This window comes from Amycolatopsis sp. Poz14, assembly GCF_006704225.1.
In the GTDB taxonomy this organism is placed as follows: domain Bacteria; phylum Actinomycetota; class Actinomycetes; order Mycobacteriales; family Pseudonocardiaceae; genus Amycolatopsis; species Amycolatopsis nivea.
In genome coordinates, this window is sequence record NZ_JACLHD010000002.1 from 352,059 (window position 1) to 370,196 (window position 18,138).

Consider the following 18,138-nt stretch of genomic DNA (forward strand, 5'->3'; position numbering starts at 1 on the left):
GGCACGGGGTTGCCCGGCGGGGAAAAATCAGTCCAGATCGTCGTGCCGCATGAGCTGACGGCCCGCTTCGGTGATCGATCCGGACAGCGACGGGTACACCGAGAACGTGAGCGCCAGGTGGTCCACCGTCAGCTGGTTCTGCACGGCCAGCGCGATCGGCAGGATCAGCTCGCTCGCCGACGGCGCGACCACGACACCGCCGACCACCACACCGGTAGCCGGGCGGCAGAACAGCTTCACGAAACCGCGGCGCAGGCCTTCCATCTTCGCGCGCGCGTTGGTCGCCAGCGGCAGCATGATCGTGCGCGCGGGCACCTCGCCGGAGTCGATCGCCTGCTGGCTGATGCCGACGGTCGCGATTTCCGGGTGGGTGAACACGTTCGCCGCGACCGTCTTGAGCTTGATCGGCGCGACGCCCTCGCCCAGCGCGTGCCACATCGCGATGCGGCCCTGCATGCTCGCCACGGACGCGAGCATCAGCACGCCGGTGCAGTCACCCGCCGCGTACACGCCGGGGACGCTCGTGCGCGACACCCGGTCCACCGCGATGAAGCCGCCGGGGCCGGGCTCGATGCCGACGCGGTCGAGACCGATGTCGGCGGTGTTCGGGATGGACCCGACGGTCATCAGCGCGTGGCTCGCCTCGATCACGCGACCGTCGGCCAGGTGAACTTCGACGCCCTTCTCGGTGCGCTCGACGCGTTCCGCACGGGCCTGCTTGGCCACCGTGGTGCCGCGCTGCGTGAAGACCTCTTCGAGCACCGCGGCGGCGTCGGCGTCCTCGTGCGGCAGCACGCGGTCGCGGCTGGACACGACGGTGACCTTCACGCCCATCTCGGTGTACGCGGACGCGAACTCGGCGCCGGTGACGCCGGATCCGATCACCGCGAGGTGTTCGGGCAGCTCAGTGAGGTCGTACAGCTGACGCCAGTCCAGGATCCGCTCGCCGTCCGGCACCGCGCCGGGCAGCACGCGCGGGGTCGCGCCGGTGGCGATCAGCACGACGTCGGCGGACAGCGATTCGACCGTGCCGTCGGAGTGCGTGACTTCCACCGTGTGGGTGGCCAGACCCGGCTCGTCGTCGGCGAACCGGGCTTCCGCGGTGATCACGCGGACGCCCTCGCGCTGCACGCGGGCACGGATGTCGGCCGACTGCGCGAGCGCCAGGCCTTTCACTCGCCCGTGAACAGTCGGCAGGTCGACGGTGGTGTCCGCCATGTCGGTGTTGATGCCGAGTTCGCCGAGGTCGTGCATCTTCGCGAGCGCGCCGGACGAGGCGATGAACGTCTTCGAGGGCACGCAGTCGTAAAGGACACAGGCGCCGCCCAGGCCGTCCCGCTCGACGATCGTCACGTCGGCGCCGTGCTGCGCCGCGACCAAGGCGGCTTCGTAGCCCGCCGGGCCGCCACCCATGATCACGATCCTGGTCACCTGGGTCCTCCTATGTATGTGTGCTTGGCGGTGGTCCTGACCCTACGCGGCGAACCTGACCGGCAAGCGAAGTGCCCGGACACGGCATGTGCATCCGATCGTGCGACGGATGGGTCGCTAGGCTGTGCCGCGTGCCGTTGTATGCCGCTTACGGATCCAACATGGAGCCCGCCCAGATGCTGGAGCGCGCCCCGCACTCGCCCATGGCGGGCACCGGCTGGCTGGAAGGCTGGCGGCTGACCTTCGGCGGCGAGGACATCGGGTGGGAAGGCGCGCTGGCCACCATCGTCGAGGACCCGTCGTCGCGGGTGTTCGTGGTGATCTACGACGTGACCGCGCTCGACGAGGAACGGCTCGACCGCTGGGAAGGCGGCGAGCTGGGGATGCACACGAAGATCCGGCTGCGAGTCCAGACGATGGACGGCTCGGTGCTGGCCTGGCTGTACGTCCTGGACGCCTACGAGGGCGGACTGCCCTCCGCGCGCTATCTCGGGGTGCTGGCGGACGCCGCGGAGGCGGCCGGGGCCCCGGCGGATTACGTGGACGATCTGCGCACCCGGCCGTGCACCGGGATCAGCGGCTGACGTTCGCTCCGACTTACTGTCCGTGAAGGGCTCCTTGCGGGAATCTGATTCCCGCAAGGAGCCCTTCACGGACCTTCAGCCGTTCGATGGACGAACCACCGCGGCGGCTTCGACCTCGTCGCGGGCTGCCCGAAACGCTCGTTTCCGGAGTCATCCACACCCGCGGTAGCAGAGGGCCGAAAGTTGTCCCCAACGGTGTCGCCCTGTGGATAACTCCGTGCGACCGGGCGGTCCGCGGCCTCGCTGGACAGCCGCCCAATACCACACGGCAGAGGCTCACCCACACGGGCATCCGACACCGCAGAGCGCAGGAAAAATAGCAGCGCGTCACCAAAAATGACGGCAGAAATCAGGTCAGCGAAGCACCACAAGCGGTCCCGGATTCCACCAAAGCCATTGCGGCACAACACGAAACCCACCGCCGGCAGCCATCGGCCCACCACCAAACTCGGGCAGCACAAAAGTCCGAAATGACTCTCGGTAAACAGGCTGCAGCAGGGCACCCGCGGTCTAGACCACGCCGCGTAATCCCCCGCTGACACCCCCGCACGAGGGGTACCTCTCACCCGCCTGAGTTATCCACATCGACGCGCCGCCTGTGGATAACTCAGGCCAGCGAGGCCAGTGCGGTGTGCACCAAAGTGCGGACTCCGACGAGCAGCGCGCGCTCGTCGAGAACGAACGTCGGGCGATGGATGTCGGCCTGCGGAGCGGGCGGACCGGACCACACGCCGAGCCGGGCGAAGGCCCCGCCGACGTGCTCCAGGTACCAGCCGAAGTCCTCGCCGCCGGACGACTGTTCCGTCCCGGCCAGCCCCGTTTCGCCGACCGCCGCCTCGACGCCGGCGCGCATCAGCGCGGTCGACTCGGCGTCAGAGACCACGGGCGGCACGCCGCGCCGGTAGTCGAGCGAGAAGCCCACGCCGGTCGGGGCCAGCAGCGATTCCACCGAGGACGCGACGAGCGGCTCCAGCGCCTTCCACACCTCGTGGTCGGCGGTCCGCAGCGTGCCGCGCAGGACGCCGTCCTGCGGGACCGCGTTCGCGGCCTGTCCGGCGTGCACCGCGCCCCACACCAGCACCGTGCCGGACCGGGGGTCGACGCGCCGGGACAGCACCGACGGCAGCGACGTGATAACCGTGCCCAGCGCGTACACCAGGTCAGCGGTGAGATGCGGCCGCGACGTGTGCCCGCCGGGCGAGGTGAGGCGCAGTTCGATCAGGTCGGCGGCGGACGTCAGCGCGCCGACCCGGGTGCCGACCTTGCCCGCTTCGAGCCGCGGGTCGCAGTGCACGCCGTAGATCCGCTCGACGCCCTCCAGCGCGCCCGCGGCGATCATGTCCAGCGCGCCGCCGGGCATGACCTCCTCGGCGGGCTGGAAGATCAGCCGCACGCGGCCGGGCAACTCGGGCGCGCCGGCGAGGGCGCGACCGGCGCCGAGCAGGATCGCGGTGTGCGCGTCGTGGCCGCACATGTGCGCCGCGCCGTCGGTGGTGGAGGAGTACGGCAGGCCGGTGTCCTCGGTCAGCGGCAGCGCGTCGATGTCCGCGCGCAGCGCCACGCAGCGCTCGCCCTTGCCGATGTCGCACACCACGCCGGTGCCGCCGGGCAGCACCCACGGCTTGAGGCCGACGCGCCGCAGCAGCGAGACGATCAGCTCGGTCGTCGCGAACTCGTTGCGCGACAGCTCGGGGTGGGCATGGATGTGCCGCCGCCACGCGAGCACGTCCGTCGCGTTCGCGCGCAGCCAGTCGTCCAGCCAGAACGGGCCGCGGCCCGCGCCAAGGTCTTCCACCGGAGCCATGCTGACGCCGGCTTCGGTCAGCAGCGCGCCGGGCGCCGCGATCGGGTTGTGGTCACCTGGAACGTCCGGCCGTGAATCCAGCACCGTCACGCCGCACCTCCTCCCGCAACACGAGCGCAGGGGAACACGCAACGTGCCGATCGATCTGTCTTACGCATTGGAGTCGATCGTGCACCATGCAGGTGGCAAGCGGCGGTGCGCTGCCGTTCGACCAAGACGGCCGGTAGCGGATCTGCGGCGAACGGCTGACGAAGTTCGGCGTGGGTGAACGCCGGAAAGCTCAGCCGCCTTGGGCCTTGCGGCGCTTGATGCGGTGGCGGCGGCCGAAGAACACGATGGCGAGCAGCACCACCGCGGCCCCGCCCGCGATGAGGTTCTTCTTCGTCTTGTCGGCGTTGGCCTTGTCGGTCTGGGAGGGGTCCAGCACCGGTCCCGGCGGGGCCTGGCGGAACCCGTTCACCTGCGTGATCGCCGTCTCAGCCGCCACGGTGACCGACGCCGGAGCCGGGGTCGCCGCGGACGCCGCCGCGGGCAGCACTCCGGTGAGCAGCACGCCGAGCAGACCGGCCAGCAGCAGTCCCCGCACCTTCGCCATGACTTCCCTTCTACGCCGTCACCGTGCATTGTGCCTGTCGAGGAGCGGGCGCGTCAGCCGCCACGCGGTGGAGGCGCGTCCGCTCGCCTCGTGCTGACGACCGTCGAGCGCAACAAGCCCCGAAGACGGGCAAAAGACACTTGCGCGGACAGCGTTTTCTCTTCTTGGACGACGTTCAAGAAGAGGGCTCGGCGAACGCGGCCAAGATCCGCTGCGCGGCCAGCGTGGCGGTGAGTTCTCCGTCGCGCACCGCCCGTTCCACGTCGGCTACCTGCGCGCGGACCGCCGGATGCGCGGTGAGCCGGTCGAGCAGCTGCTCGCGGACCATCGACCACGTCCAGTCGACCTGCTGGCGTTTGCGCCGCTCGCCAAGATCACCCGATTCGGTGAGCACCTCGCGGTGCTTCCCGATCGCCGCCCACACCTCGTCGAGGCCGCTGCCTTCAAGACCGCTGCACGTGAGCACCGGCGGCGTCCAGAGCGCGTCCTTGCCGTAGATCATCCGCAGCGCGCCCTGCAGTTCGCGCGCGGCGCGCTTGGCGTCGCGTTCGTGCGGGCCGTCGGCCTTGTTCACGGCGATCACGTCGGCGAGTTCCAGCACGCCCTTTTTGATGCCCTGCAACTGGTCGCCGGTGCGCGCGAGGGTCAGGAAGAGGAAGCAGTCGACCATGTTCGCCACGGTCACCTCGGACTGCCCGACCCCGACCGTTTCCACCAGCACGACGTCGAAGCCGGCCGCCTCCATCAGCACGATCGTCTCGCGGGTGGCGCGGGCGACGCCGCCGAGCGTGCCGGACGTCGGCGACGGCCGGATGAACGCCTTCGGATCGACCGCGAGCCGCGCCATCCGGGTCTTGTCGCCGAGGATCGACCCGCCGGTGCGGGTCGAGGACGGGTCGACGGCGAGCACCGCGACCCGGTGCCCGGCCGTCGTGAGGTCGGTGCCGAGCTGGTCGATAAATGTCGACTTGCCGACTCCGGGTACGCCGGTGATGCCGACGCGTTTCGCGCCGCCCGCGTGCGGGAGCAGCTCGACGAGCAGTTCCTGCGCTTGCCGCCGGTGGTCCTCGCGATGCGATTCGACCAGCGTGATGGCCTTGGACAGGGTCCCCCGGTCGCCCGCGAGCACGCCCTTCGCGTATTCGCCGACGTCGATCCGCCGCGGCAAGGTTCAGGACTCCTGCGCGGCCAGCTGCTGGAGCAGGTCGATCGCGGCGTCCGCGAGCACCGTGCCCGGGCCGAAGATCGCCGCCGCTCCCGCTTCGCGCAGCTCGGGGTAGTCCTGCGGCGGGATCACGCCGCCGACCACGACCATGATGTCCTCGCGGCCCAGCTCGGCCAGCTCGTGGCGCAGCGCGGGCACCAGCGACAGGTGCCCGGCGGCCAGCGAGGACACGCCGATCACGTGCACGTCCGCTTCCGACGCCTGGCGGGCGACCTCGGCCGGGGTGGAGAACAGCGGGCCGACGTCGACATCGAAGCCGAGGTCGGCGAAGCCGGTGGCGATGACCTTCTGGCCGCGGTCGTGGCCGTCCTGGCCCATTTTCGCGACGAGGATCCGCGGACGGCGGCCTTCCTCTTCAGCGAATTTGTCGACGAGCTCGCGGGCCTTCTCGACGTTGTCCGACTTCCCCACCTCTTCCCGGTACACGCCGGAGATCGTGCGGATCTGGCCGGAGTGGCGGCCCCAGTTCTTCTCCAGGGCGTCGGAGATCTCGCCGACGGTGGCCTTCGCGCGCGCGGCGTTGATGGCCAGCTCGAGCAGGTTGCCGTTGTTCTGCGCGCCTTCGGTGAGGCGGCGCAGCGCGTCCTCGGTGGCTTGCGGGTCGCGCTCTTCGCGCAGCCGACGCAGCTTCTCGAGCTGCTGCGCGCGTACGCCCGCGTTGTCGACCTTCAGCACGTCGATCTGCTCGTCGTCGGTGACCTGGTACTTGTTCACGCCGATGACCGGCTGTCGTCCCGAGTCGATGCGCGCCTGCGTACGCGCAGCCGCCTCTTCGATACGCAGCTTCGGGATGCCTTCGTCAATCGCGCGCGCCATGCCGCCCGCGCCCTCGACTTCGGTGATGTGGCCCCACGCCTTGCGCGCGAGGTCGTAGGTGAGCTTCTCGACGAACGCGCTGCCGCCCCACGGGTCGATGACGCGCGTGGTGCCGGATTCCTGCTGCAGCAACAGCTGCGTGTTGCGCGCGATCCGCGCGGAGAAGTCGGTGGGCAGCGCGAGCGCTTCGTCGAGAGCGTTGGTGTGCAACGACTGCGTGTGCCCCTGAGTGGCAGCCATCGCCTCGACGCACGTACGCGTGACGTTGTTGAAGACGTCCTGCGCGGTGAGAGACCAGCCTGACGTCTGAGAGTGCGTACGCAGCGACAGCGACTTCTGCGACTTCGGGTCGAACTGCTTCACCAGCTTCGCCCACAGCAGGCGCGCGGCGCGCAGCTTCGCGACCTCCATGAAGAAGTTCATGCCGATGGCCCAGAAGAACGACAGCCGCGGCGCGAACTTGTCGACGTCCAGCCCGGCTTCGACGCCCGCGCGGATGTACTCGACGCCGTCCGCGAGCGTGTACGCCAGCTCCAGGTCGGCGGTCGCTCCGGCCTCCTGCATGTGGTAGCCGGAGATGGAGATCGAGTTGTACTTCGGCATGTGCTGCGAGGTGTAGCCGAAGATGTCGGAGATGATCCGCATCGAGGGCTGCGGCGGGTAGATGTAGGTGTTGCGGACCATGAACTCCTTGAGGATGTCGTTCTGGATGGTCCCCGCGAGCTGCTCCGGCTTCACCCCCTGCTCCTCGGCCGCGACCACGTAGAGCGCGAGCACCGGCAGCACCGCGCCGTTCATCGTCATCGAGACGGACATCTTGTCGAGCGGGATGCCGTCGAACAGCTGGCGCATGTCGTAGATCGAGTCGATCGCCACGCCGGCCATGCCGACGTCGCCGGACACGCGCGGATGGTCGGAGTCGTAGCCGCGGTGGGTCGCGAGGTCGAACGCGACCGACAGGCCCTTCTGCCCGGCCGCGAGGTTGCGGCGGTAGAAGGCGTTCGACTCCTGCGCGGTGGAGAACCCGGCGTACTGGCGGATCGTCCACGGCTGGTTGACGTACATCGTCGGGTACGGCCCGCGCAGGTACGGCGCGATGCCGGGGTACGTGCCGAGGAAGTCCACATCGGACAGATCAGCGGCGGTGTAGACCGGCTTCACGCCGATGCCCTCGGGGGTTTCCCAGGCCAGCGCGTCCGGGCCCTTGCCGGTGGCGTCCTGCACGGCCTGCGCCCACGCGGCCCGGTCGCCCGGTTCCGGCGTGCCGAGCGGGATGTCGGCGAAATTCGGGATGCTCATGCGGAGACTCCCAGCTGTGCGTGGAGGCTGGTCAGGATTTCGAGCGCGTCGCACCCGGCGTACAGATTGCCGCTGATTCCGTCGTAAGTTCCCTTGCCCGCCAGCAGCACGCTGTCCGCGCCGAGCGACGCCGCGACAGAAGCGGCCTGTTCCTCATATGCCGCGTCAGTGCCGCAGACGCAGGCGATCTTCGCACCGCTCTCGCGGAACGCGCCGGGCAGATCGTCGGTCGCGCCGGGGTTCACCGCCTCGACGCCGCCCGCCTGCAGCAGGTTCGTCGCGAAGGACGCGCGGGCGGTGTGCGCAGCGACCGGACCCAGCGTGGCCAGGAAAACCTTCGGCCGTTCGCCGTGCTTGGCGAGGTACGCGTCGGACGCGTCGCGCAGTTTCTCGTACTCCTCGGCGTACCGGTGTCGCGGGAGTCCGCCGTCCACAGTGGACGGGAGCGGCTCGCGGGAGACCGGCTTTTCGTCCAGGTTCGGGAACTCGCTGACACCGGTGAGCGGGTCGCGCCGGGTGGCGAGGCGGCTCGCGCGCTTCGCCCAGGTTTCGGCGAGCCGTCCGGCCAGCGCACCGGAAGCCAGCTCGGCCTCGATGCCGCCCGCCGCCTCGATCGCGGTGAACTCGCGCCACGCGGCTTCGGCGAGTTCGTCGGTGAGCTTCTCGACGTACCAGGAGCCGCCCGCCGGGTCGATCACGCTGCCCAGCTTCGACTCTTCGATGAGGATCGCGTTGGTGTTGCGGGCGATCCGCGAGGAAAACGCGTCCGGCAGGCCGATCGCCGCGTCGAACGGCAGCACGGTGACCGCGTCCGCGCCGCCGACCCCGGCCGCGAAACAGGCGACCGTCGTGCGCAGCATGTTCACCCACGGGTCGCGCTGGGTGAACATCGACGGCGACGTGACCGCGTGCTGGTGCATCCCGCGCGCTTCCGCGGCCGCACCGGAGACTTCGAGGACCCGGTCCCACAGCCGGCGCGCGGCGCGGAACTTGGCGATGGTGAGGAACTGGTCCGCGGTCGCGGCGAGCCGGAACTCGATCTGCGCGGCCGCCGCGGCGACGTCCAGACCCGCCTCGGTGAGCGCGCGCAGATAAGCGACGCCGGCCGCGATCGTCGCGCCGAGTTCCTGCGCGTCCGAGCCGCCTGCCTCGTGAAACGGCAGCCCGTCGGCGACGATCGTGCGGACCTTGGGGTACTTAGGGGCAACCTTCGCGGCCAATTCGGCGGCCGGGCCGAGCGGGAGCGACTGCCCGGTGCGCGCCGAGGTGCCGAGCGGGTCCGCACCCAGCGTGCCGACGGCTTCGCTGGCCGGGACCTCGCGTTCGGCGAAGAGGTCGAGAAGCGCCTGAGCAGCGGTTTCGTACTCCGCACCGGCGTCGAGGACGACCGGCGCGAGACCGACGTAGACCTCGTTCAGCGCGTCCGCGAGCGCGGAGATCGGGAGCGAACCCTCACCGAGCCGCAGCCACACCGAGGACGCGCCGCCTTCGAGGTCGGCGAGGATCGCCGCGTTCGCCGCGCGGGCGTCTTCGCGCTGGTGACGGACCCGGATGTCCCAGCCGGTGTCGACCACGCCCTCCGGCCGGGCCCCGCGCACGAACGGCGGCAGCCCCGGGAAGCCGAGGTCGCCGCCCGCGTCTTCGGCCGTGTATAGCGGCTGGATCTCGATGCCGTCGTAGGTGCGGGAGACGAGCTTGCTCTCCGGCGCACCCGCGAAATCCTCCGGGAGCCTGCCGCTCTTGCGCAGCACTCCCGCCACCAGCTCCTGCCACTGGGCGCGGTCCGCGGTCGGGAACTCCGCCGCGAGCGCGAGCCCGGGCTCGGAAGTCGGCGCCGACTCCGGACCAGCCACGTTCGTCATACCCAGTGATGGTAGAGGCAGGCCACCACCCGCACCTGTGACTCTGCTCGCCCCCCGTACGGGTGAACTCAGGGGTAGCGGTGCTGGGTCGAAGAGTGTCGGCGGGGTGGGCCACAATCATGGGGTGCCCTCGGAGAACAGCGACCAGGACCAGCCCGGCAACACCGACAGCACCGGCTCCGCGAACGCCGAGCCGTCGACCGGCGGCGACCAGCCGCGGGTAGTCGCCGGGCGCTACCGGCTGCGGTCGGTTCTGGGGTCGGGGTCGATGGGCACGGTCTGGTCGGCTTACGACGAGTTCCTGCACCGCCCGGTCGCGGTCAAGGAGATGAAGGTGCCGCCGGGCATCCCGGCCGAACAGGCGGACGAACTGCGCGAGCGCACGCTCCGCGAAGCCCGGGCGATCGCGGTGCTGTCGCATCCGAACGTCATCACGCTGCACGACGTCGCGCGCGAGAACGACGCCCCGTTCGTCGTGATGGAGCTGCTGCCGTCGCGCAGCCTCGCGCACCTGCTGCGCGACCACGGCCCGCTGACGGTCGAACAGGCCGCCGCGGTCGGCATCGCGGTGGCCGCCGCCCTCGAAGCGGCCCACGAAGCAGGCATCACGCACCGCGACGTGAAGCCGGGCAACGTCCTGGTGGCCAGCGACGGGCGGATCAAGCTCACCGACTTCGGCATCGCCCGCAACGTCTCCGAAGCCACCATGACCAGGACCGGCATCATGCTCGGTTCGCCCGCCTACATCTCGCCGGAGGTCGCGTCCGGCGGCGCGGTCACCCCCAACGCGGACCTGTGGGGCCTCGGCGCGACGCTGTTCGCCGCCGTCGAAGGCGCACCCCCGTACGACGCGGACGGCGACCCGCTGGAAACCGTCGGCAAGGTCGTGAACGGCAAGGTCCCGCGCCCGAAGCCGGGCCCGCTGGCCGACGTCATCGCCGCGTTGATGAAGAAGGAGCCGGAAAAGCGGATCTCCCTGCGCGAGGTGCGCCACCGGCTGTACCCGAAGCAGACCAAGGCCACGGTGGACCTGTTCGGCCCCGAACTGTTCCGCACGCCGGACGGCAAGAAAACCGCCGCGCACCTGGACGCCACCGACACCCAGGTCATCAAGACGGTCGCCCCGAAACCGGACTCGCCGGAACAGCCCGCCGCACTCGCCGCGGACCCCGGCCCCCTGCCGTTCATGCGCTCGGGAAACACCGGTTCCGCCCCGGCCTTCGCCCCCGCTCCCCCGCTGCCCCCACCGCCGCCGCTGCCCGCCCCGCTGCCGCCGCCACCCCCACGCCGCAGCGGCAAGGCGACGGCGATGCTGGCAGTCGCCTCCATGGTCCTGTTCGCCCTGGCCTGCGGCGGCGGTTTCGCATTGGCCCGCGTGGTGAGCGGTCAGAACCTGCTGCCGCCACAAGGCGTGGAAACCGGAACGCTGGCGACCGCGGGCACAGTCGGCGGTTCGTCGGAGCCGCTGAAGCTGATCCCGCAGCACGCCAACGCAAGCTCAACGGCAAACGTCACGCGCGACAGCGAATACACCCTGTCCGTGCCGGAAGGATGGAAACGTTTCATCGCGTCCCGAAAATCCACCTTCGGCACCTCAACGGTAGTCCAGTACGTTTCCCCGGACGGCCGCCAATCCCTGCGCCTGGAACGAATCCCGAATTTCTACGAGAAGTACTCCCTCGGCGACGCAATGACCGCACTGCGCTCCTCGGGTTCGCCGGATTCCTTCAACTTCACCCGCGAGCCAGTGCAAACGCCCAACGGCACTGAGGTCATGTTCCGCGCAGTAGAACGAGCACAAACCCGCTCCGCCAACCCAGACGCGGTCATCACCCGAGCCACCTACGCCCTGATCAAACAATCAGAAAACACCCTATGGCTGCTTTCCTTGACAGTGCCAGCGGAACAGGAAGACACCGGCTCCGCCACCTTTGATCAAATAGCCCCAACGCTGTCTTTCCCAGCAGCTTCGTAAACCGCAGCCCTGCACAAACAATCGAGGCACCCACACCACCCCCAACCCCGATCCGAAGCCTCACTGCGGTTCGGGGGTGCTTGTCAAGGCATCTTTCCCGCCTTGACAAGCACCCCCGAACCGTCAGCACAATAAAACTTCGGGGTGGCGGGCCCCACTCCGAGCGCAATGTCGCCGCCAGGCGACGAGGCGTCCGGCCCTCAGAAGAATTTCACCCCTCCGAATACCTCCGCCCAGTCTCCGCAGCCTGAGCCAACCTCCGAAACCCCTCAAACAACCGATCCCCCAAAACAGTCCCCACCACCGCAGCCTCAACCATCCGATCCATGGACACCCCCGCCTCAAGAGTGTCCAAATCCGCCTCCGCGATCCGATCGGCAATTTCCGCATAACGCCCGATCTGATCCAGCAACGGCTGATGCCCCAGCGCACGAATCGTGCACACGGTCCCCACCAGCACATCCGCCACCGGATTCTCCGGCCCGAACTTCCACCCATGCTTCCGAGCGAGCGAAGACAACAACTCCATCGCCCACTCGCGATCCTCGTCCGAGACCTCCACCGCGGACCCGGTCAACGCCCGCTGCATAACCCCGAGCACGTTGTACGCGGCCCGGTCCGAATCAACCGCCGCCACGACCTCCCGCACGGTCGCCACGGACAGCCCGCCGACCTCGACCAGCGCCCGGATCAGCTTCAGCCGCCGCACGTGCTCCTCGCCGTAGCGAGCCTGGTTCGGGCTGGTCCGCTCCCCGGCCGGGAGCAGCCCCTCCCGCAGGTAGTACTTGATCGTCGCCACCGGAATCCCGGACTCGGCGCTCAGCTCTGCCATCCGCACCCGCACGACCCTAACTTCCGGGAAAAACCCTGAGGACTTCTCAGCATGGATAGCTTAACTTCCCATAGTGGAGAGCATCACTATCCATACTGGGAGGACCTCATGACCACCACCGTCGACCCGCCCGCGGCGACATTGCCTACCGCCCGGATGCGCACGTGGCACCGGCCTTCGCTGTGGTTCGCCGCGGCGATGGGCGTCGCGACGGTGCTGACCGTCGTGGCGATGCTGATCGACCACCGGACCCTGCTCGGCGCGCCGGTGTGGGCGAAGCCGTTCAAGTTCGCCGTGTCCGGCGGGCTCTACTACTTCACCTGGAGCTGGCTCGTCTCGCTGCTGAACGGCCGGTTGCGCAAGGTCGCGAACGTCGCCACGACCGTCTCCGTCGTGCTGTTCGCCGCCGAGTACGTGGCGATGGCCTTCCAAGCGGCCCGCGCCCGGCCGAGCCACTTCGCGAACACGTCCCCGTTCGACGCCGCGCTGTTCCAGGCCATGGGGGTCATGGTCGCGGGGCTTTGGCTGGCCACGCTCGTCGTCACCGTGCTGCTCATGTTCACCCGGATCGAAGACCGCGCGGTGTACTGGGCGGTGCGCACCAGCGCGGTCCTCGCGCTGATCGGCGCGGGCCTCGGCGCGACCATGACCCGGCCGACCCCGATCGAACGGGCCGAGATCAAAGCCACCGGGCATTCCGACCTCATCGGCGCGCACAGCGTCGGCGTCGCGGACGGCGGCCCCGGTCTTCCGCTGCTCGGCTGGAGCACCACCGGCGGCGACCTGCGCATCGCGCACTTCATCGGCCTGCACGCGCTGCAAGCGTTGCCGCTCTTGGCGTTCGGGCTCGCGGTGCTCGCGACGCGGCTGCCCCGGCTGCGCGAAAGCGCGGTGCGCGTGCGGCTGGTGTGGACGGGTTCGGTCGGCTACGCGGGGCTCGTCGGCCTGATCCTGTGGCAGGCCGAACGCGGCGAACCGCTCATCCACCCGAGCGGCACGACGCTGGCCGCCGCCGGGCTGCTCGTCGGCGTGATCGCGGCGGCTGCGGCGGCGTCGGTGCTGGTGCCGGCCCGCAAGGCGGTCCGGTGAGCGACCTGACCGTCTTCGCCTGGACGTTCCCGGTCGCGGTTCCGTTCTGGGCGCTGATGATCTTCCTGCCCGGCTGGCGCGGCACTCGCCGGATCCTGGCGTCGCCGTGGGTGCCGCTGCTGCCGCTGGTCTGGTACTTCGTGCTGGCGATCCCGCACTTCGGCGAACTGTGGCACGCGATGCAACGACCGGATCTCGGTGTCCTGCAAGGATTCCTGAGCACCCCGTACGGGGCCGCGCTGGTCTGGGCGCACCTGATCGCGTTCGACCTGTTCATCGCGCGCTGGATGTTCTTCGAGGCGCGCACGCACCGGATCCCGTGGTGGATCGTCAGCCCGCTGCTCCTGCTGACGATCTTCCTGTCGCCGTTCGGCCTGGTCGCGTTCCTCGCCGTGCGCGGCGCCCGGATACGCTCGGCGGCATGAGCAACCTGGAGGAGGCGGCCGCGGCCGTCATCGCCGAGCGCACCGGCGTCGAGAAACACGACATCGCAGTGGTGCTGGGTTCGGGCTGGCGTCCGGCCGCGGACGTGATCGGAACCGCCGACGCGGAGATCCCGTTCGGCGAGCTGCCGGGCTTCACCCCGCCCGGCGCGGTCGGCCACGGCGGCACGGTGCGGTCACTGCGGATCGGCGACAAGCGCGCGCTGGTCCTGCTCGGCCGCACGCATTTCTACGAGGGCAAGGGCATCGACCCGGTCGTGCAGAACGTGCGCACGGCCGCGGCGGCGGGCGCACGGACGGTGCTGCTCACCAACGCGGCGGGCGGGCTGCGCGCGGGCATGAACGTCGGGCAGCCGGTGCTGATCGCCGACCACCTCAACCTGACCGCGCGCTCGCCGATCGTCGGCGCGAACTTCGTCGACCTGACCGACCTCTACGCCAAGCGCCTGCGCGACCTGGCGCGGGAGATCGACGATTCGCTCGAGGAGGGCGTGTACGCGGGCCTGCCGGGGCCGCACTTCGAGACGCCCGCCGAGATCCGGATGCTGCGCAACATGGGCGCGGACCTGGTCGGCATGTCGACCGTGCTGGAGGCGATCGCCGCCCGCGCGGCCGGGCTCGAGGTGTTCGGGCTGTCGCTGGTCACGAACCTGGCCGCGGGCATGACCGGCGAACCACTCAACCACGAGGAAGTCCTCGAGGCCGGACGGCAGTCGGCGACGCGGATGGGTTCGCTGCTGAAGGAGCTCGTCACCCGCGCGTGAGCCTCGTGCGTGTTGGCGCCGGTTAGAACCGGCGCCCACACGCACGACTCAGGCGTACCGCGGCAACTGCGCCGCCACTTCCTCCGGCGAAGGCATCCGCGCGACCTCCTCCGCCAGCCCGCGCACGGCGTCCGCCACTGCGCTGTCGGCCAGCAACCGGCCGGCCGTCTCGCGGACCGCGTCTGTCGTCAGTTCGTCGCCGACCAGCTTCGCGCCCACGCCCGCGGCGACCACGGCGTCCGCGTTGGTGAACTGGTCCGCGCCCTGCGGCAGCAGCAACTGCGGCACCCCCGCGGCGAACCCGCCCAGCGTGGTTCCGCTGCCGCCGTGGTGGACCACCAGATCGACGTGCGGCAGCAGTTGCGACTGCGGCACCCATGCCTCCAGTCGCACGTTCGACGGCACCTCGCCGAGCGCCTCGACGTCGACCGCCGGGCCGGTGGCCACCAGCACGTCCGCGTCGAGCGCGGCCAGTCCGTGCAAGGCCGAGGTCAGCAGGTGCGCCTGGCTGGCTCCGGTGGTGCCGAGCGTCAGGTACAGCAGCGGGCGGCCGCGGTCCCGGCCTTCGACGCCGGACGGCAGATCGCCCGGTTCGCTCCAGCCGACCGGACGCAGCGGCACCCGCTGGGCTCCGGCGAGGAACGCCGGCGCCTGCACCGACGGCGGGCAGATGTCCACGAACGGCTGGCCCCAGAAAAGCTTGCTGCTTCCGGTGAGGCCGAGCTCGGCGGCGAACGCGTCGATCTGCTCGGTGATGTGCTCCATCGGGCCACCGCCGGACACCCGGCCGAAACCGTGCCCGATCGCCGGGATCCCCGCCTGATGCGCGGCGAACGCGCCGCCCGGATTGCCCATTTCGTACACGACCAGGTCCGGTTTCCGCTCGGCGAGCACCGCGGCGAGGTCGGTCATGAACCGGGTGGGCAGCAGCCTGCCGAACGCCTTGCCGATCGCCTCGTTCAGCTCGGTTTCCGGGACCTCGTAGCGGCTGCGGGTGTCGCCTGCGAAGAGGAGATTGAACGCCTCCTGCAGCGTCAACCCGGCGGCGACGGCTTCGAGCCCGGCCTTCTCCAGCGTGGGGTGGAAGTCGGATGCGGTCGCGTAAAGCACCTCGTGGCCGGCGTCGCGCGCGGCGGAGGCTAGCGGCAGCAACGGATAAAGGTGCCCGTAAGACGCGAGGGACGTGAAAAGAATGCGCACTCCCCGAGCGTATCGTCAGCCACCACCCAATATCCGGATCCGCGTAAGCTGGCCCGGGTGTCCGACAGCCTCGATTCCCGCCTCCGCGATTCCGTCTACCGCTGGATCACCGACGACCCGGATCCGGCCTCGCGCGAGGAACTGACCGCCGCCCTCGCCCGCGCGATGGGCAAGGAGCCCGGCGCGATCGAGGAGATCGCCGACCGGATGGCCGGACCGCTGGAGTTCGGGACCGCGGGTCTGCGCGGGCCGGTGCGCGCGGGACCGAACGGGATGAACGTCGCGGTCGTCACGCGGACCACCGCGGGCGTCGCGGCCTGGCTCGCCGCGCAGGGGCACGCGGGCGGCGTGGTCGTGATCGGCCGCGACGCGCGGCACGGGTCGGAAGCGTTCGCCACCGCCGCCGCCGAAGTGCTGACCGCCGCCGGGTTCGCGGTGAAGGTGCTGCCGCAGCCGTTGCCGACGCCGTTGCTGGCGTTCTCGGTGCTGCATTACGGAGCGGTCGCCGGGATCCAGATCACCGCGTCGCACAACCCGCCCGCGGACAACGGGTACAAGCTTTACGACGCCACCGGCGGGCAGATCGTGCCGCCGTCCGACGGCGAGATCGAGCGCGCGATCCAGTCCGCCCCGGCCACCCGGAGCATTCCGCGCACGCCCGGCGCCGAGGTCGTCGACCCGCGCGAGGCGTACCTCGCCGCGGTCGGCGCGCTGCCGCGGGCCACGACGCGCGAACTGCGGATCGCCGCGACGGCGCTGCACGGCGTCGGCGCGGAAACCCTCCAGGCCGCGCTGTCCCGGGCCGGATTCACTGACGTGCACCTGGTTTCCGAACAGTCCGAACCGGACGCGGACTTCCCCACCGTCTCGTTCCCGAACCCCGAGGAACCCGGCGCGACCGACCTCCTGCTGGCGCTGGCGTCCGAAGTGGACGCTGACCTCGCGGTGGCGCTCGACCCGGACGCCGACCGGTGCGCGCTCGGCGTCCGCGGCCCCGACGGCTGGCGGATGCTGCGCGGCGACGAGACCGGCGTCCTGCTCGGGGCGCACCTTCTGTCCACAACGGACAACCCGGATCCGTTGGTGGCAACCACGATCGTGTCCTCGTCGCTGCTCGGCGAGGTGGCCAAGGAAAAGGGCGCGCGCTACGCGGAAACGCTCACCGGGTTCAAGTGGCTGGTCCGCGCGGGCGAGGGCTTGGTGTTCGCGTACGAGGAAGCCCTCGGCCTGTGCGTGAACCCGAGCTTTGTTCGCGACAAGGACGGCATCGCCGCCGCGGTCGCGGGCGCGGACCTGGCCGCGACGCTCAAGGCCGAGGGCCGCACGCTGCTGGACGTTCTCGACGACATCGCGACCCGGCACGGCGTGCACCTCACCGATCAAGTGTCGTTGCGGGTCACCGATCTTTCCGTGCGCGGCCGCCTCATGGCCGCGTTGCGCTCGGACCCGCCCGCCACGCTCGGCGGGGTGCCGGTGACGCTCGAAGACCTCCTGCCGGACGCCGACGTGCTCCGGCTGAGCGGCGACGGCGTGCGGGTCGTAGTGCGGCCGTCCGGCACGGAACCGAAACTGAAGGCGTACCTGCAAGTGGTGACACCGGTGACCGGCGGGCTCGCCGACGCGCGGCGCAGCGCGACGGAAGTGCTCGACGCGGTCCGCGAGGAGATCACCGCGCTGCTGCGCTGACGGGAGAACCATGCCAACGTTGCTGATCGTGCACCACACGCCGTCGCCGTCGATGCAGGCGATGTTCGAGGCCGCGCTCGCCGGCGCGAAGCATCCGGACATCGAGGGCGTCGACGTCGTCCGCCGTCCCGCGCTCGGCGCGACCGTGGCCGACGTGCTCGCCGCGGACGGCTACCTGCTGGGCACGCCGGCGAACCTCGGCAGCATGAGCGGAGCGTTGAAGCATTTCTTCGACACCGTGTACTACCCGTGCCTGGACGCGACGAAGGGCCGTCCGTTCGGGGCGTACGTGCACGGCAACAACGACACGTCCGGGACCGTGCGGCAACTCGACGCGATCACGACCGGGCTCGGCTGGACCCGCGTGGCCGAGCCCGTGCTCGTGACGGGCGAACCGGACAAAGCCGCACTGGAAGCGGTGACCGAACTCGGCGGAACCCTTGCCGCGACGCTCATGTGAGCAGCGGCTGCTCCGCTGAGCGGGGCCAAAAGCCTTCCAGGGGAAAGTAAAGAGGCCTGTCACCGGAAGCCCT

At 70.2% G+C, this 18,138-nt stretch carries 15 protein-coding genes; 7 read left to right on the top strand and 8 right to left on the bottom strand.

Features of this window, described 5'->3' with window-relative positions; genetic code table 11:
* Window positions 1-27 precede the first annotated feature (27 nt).
* Window positions 28-1,431 (bottom strand): NAD(P)H-quinone dehydrogenase, encoded by a 1,404-nt coding sequence (locus FKO37_RS45405; protein ID WP_037816072.1) that lies wholly within the window; start codon window positions 1,429-1,431, stop codon window positions 28-30.
* Between the two features lie 131 nt (window positions 1,432-1,562).
* Between FKO37_RS45405 and FKO37_RS45410 the strand changes: the two genes are divergently transcribed.
* The gene (locus tag FKO37_RS45410; RefSeq protein ID WP_199817833.1) at window positions 1,563-2,015 is read left to right on the top strand and encodes a gamma-glutamylcyclotransferase; all 453 of its coding nucleotides are present in this window, start codon (window positions 1,563-1,565) and stop codon (window positions 2,013-2,015) included.
* Between the two features lie 607 nt (window positions 2,016-2,622).
* Here FKO37_RS45410 and FKO37_RS45415 read toward each other — a convergent pair.
* The 5 genes from FKO37_RS45415 to FKO37_RS45435 form a co-directional block, all read right to left on the bottom strand.
* A complete protein-coding gene (locus FKO37_RS45415) occupies window positions 2,623-3,909 on the bottom strand; it encodes an amidohydrolase (protein ID WP_238608570.1) in 1,287 nt (428 codons plus the stop codon).
* A 190-nt stretch (window positions 3,910-4,099) separates the two neighbouring features.
* The gene (locus FKO37_RS45420) at window positions 4,100-4,414 is read right to left on the bottom strand and encodes a hypothetical protein (protein WP_037816076.1); all 315 of its coding nucleotides are present in this window, start codon (window positions 4,412-4,414) and stop codon (window positions 4,100-4,102) included.
* A gap of 175 nt (window positions 4,415-4,589) precedes the next feature.
* Window positions 4,590-5,582, bottom strand: coding sequence for a methylmalonyl Co-A mutase-associated GTPase MeaB (gene meaB, locus FKO37_RS45425; RefSeq protein WP_037816077.1), 993 nt, complete (start codon window positions 5,580-5,582; stop codon window positions 4,590-4,592).
* Between the two features lie 3 nt (window positions 5,583-5,585).
* Window positions 5,586-7,754 carry a methylmalonyl-CoA mutase gene (gene scpA / locus FKO37_RS45430; protein WP_037816078.1) on the bottom strand — a complete coding sequence of 723 codons (2,169 nt, stop codon included), beginning with the start codon at window positions 7,752-7,754 and terminating at the stop codon, window positions 5,586-5,588.
* Window positions 7,751-9,616 (bottom strand): methylmalonyl-CoA mutase subunit beta, encoded by a 1,866-nt coding sequence (locus tag FKO37_RS45435; RefSeq protein WP_238608571.1) that lies wholly within the window; start codon window positions 9,614-9,616, stop codon window positions 7,751-7,753. The genes scpA and FKO37_RS45435 overlap by 4 nt, the downstream gene beginning before the upstream one ends.
* A 268-nt stretch (window positions 9,617-9,884) precedes the next feature.
* On the opposite strand from FKO37_RS45435, the gene FKO37_RS45440 reads away from it, so the two are divergent.
* Window positions 9,885-11,591 carry a serine/threonine-protein kinase gene (locus tag FKO37_RS45440; RefSeq protein ID WP_238608665.1) on the top strand — a complete coding sequence of 569 codons (1,707 nt, stop codon included), beginning with the start codon at window positions 9,885-9,887 and terminating at the stop codon, window positions 11,589-11,591.
* 211 nt (window positions 11,592-11,802) lie between these two features.
* Here FKO37_RS45440 and FKO37_RS45445 read toward each other — a convergent pair whose 3' ends face one another.
* Entirely contained in the window at window positions 11,803-12,423 is a 621-nt protein-coding gene (locus FKO37_RS45445) for a MerR family transcriptional regulator (RefSeq protein WP_078870604.1), read from the bottom strand.
* 108 nt (window positions 12,424-12,531) lie between these two features.
* On the opposite strand from FKO37_RS45445, the gene FKO37_RS45450 reads away from it, so the two are divergent.
* The 3 genes from FKO37_RS45450 to FKO37_RS45460 are packed head-to-tail and all read left to right on the top strand — an operon-like array spanning window position 12,532 to window position 14,719.
* The gene (locus FKO37_RS45450) at window positions 12,532-13,512 is read left to right on the top strand and encodes a hypothetical protein (RefSeq protein WP_134669306.1); all 981 of its coding nucleotides are present in this window, start codon (window positions 12,532-12,534) and stop codon (window positions 13,510-13,512) included.
* Window positions 13,509-13,937: an ABA4-like family protein gene (locus tag FKO37_RS45455; protein WP_238608572.1), complete on the top strand. Its 429-nt coding sequence runs from the start codon at window positions 13,509-13,511 to the stop codon at window positions 13,935-13,937. Before FKO37_RS45450 ends, FKO37_RS45455 begins: the two co-directional genes overlap by 4 nt.
* Window positions 13,934-14,719 (top strand): purine-nucleoside phosphorylase, encoded by a 786-nt coding sequence (locus FKO37_RS45460; protein WP_037816079.1) that lies wholly within the window; start codon window positions 13,934-13,936, stop codon window positions 14,717-14,719. Before FKO37_RS45455 ends, FKO37_RS45460 begins: the two co-directional genes overlap by 4 nt.
* Window positions 14,720-14,767: 48 nt before the next feature.
* Here the strand turns inward: FKO37_RS45460 and FKO37_RS45465 are convergent, their stop codons facing one another.
* Window positions 14,768-15,919 carry a glycosyltransferase gene (locus FKO37_RS45465; RefSeq protein ID WP_238608573.1) on the bottom strand — a complete coding sequence of 384 codons (1,152 nt, stop codon included), beginning with the start codon at window positions 15,917-15,919 and terminating at the stop codon, window positions 14,768-14,770.
* 57 nt (window positions 15,920-15,976) lie between these two features.
* Between FKO37_RS45465 and FKO37_RS45470 the strand changes: the two genes are divergently transcribed.
* Window positions 15,977-17,605 carry a phospho-sugar mutase gene (locus FKO37_RS45470; RefSeq protein ID WP_238608574.1) on the top strand — a complete coding sequence of 543 codons (1,629 nt, stop codon included), beginning with the start codon at window positions 15,977-15,979 and terminating at the stop codon, window positions 17,603-17,605.
* Window positions 17,606-17,615: 10 nt separating this feature from the next.
* Window positions 17,616-18,065 (top strand): flavodoxin family protein, encoded by a 450-nt coding sequence (locus tag FKO37_RS45475; RefSeq protein ID WP_009072659.1) that lies wholly within the window; start codon window positions 17,616-17,618, stop codon window positions 18,063-18,065.
* Window positions 18,066-18,138 lie beyond the last annotated feature (73 nt).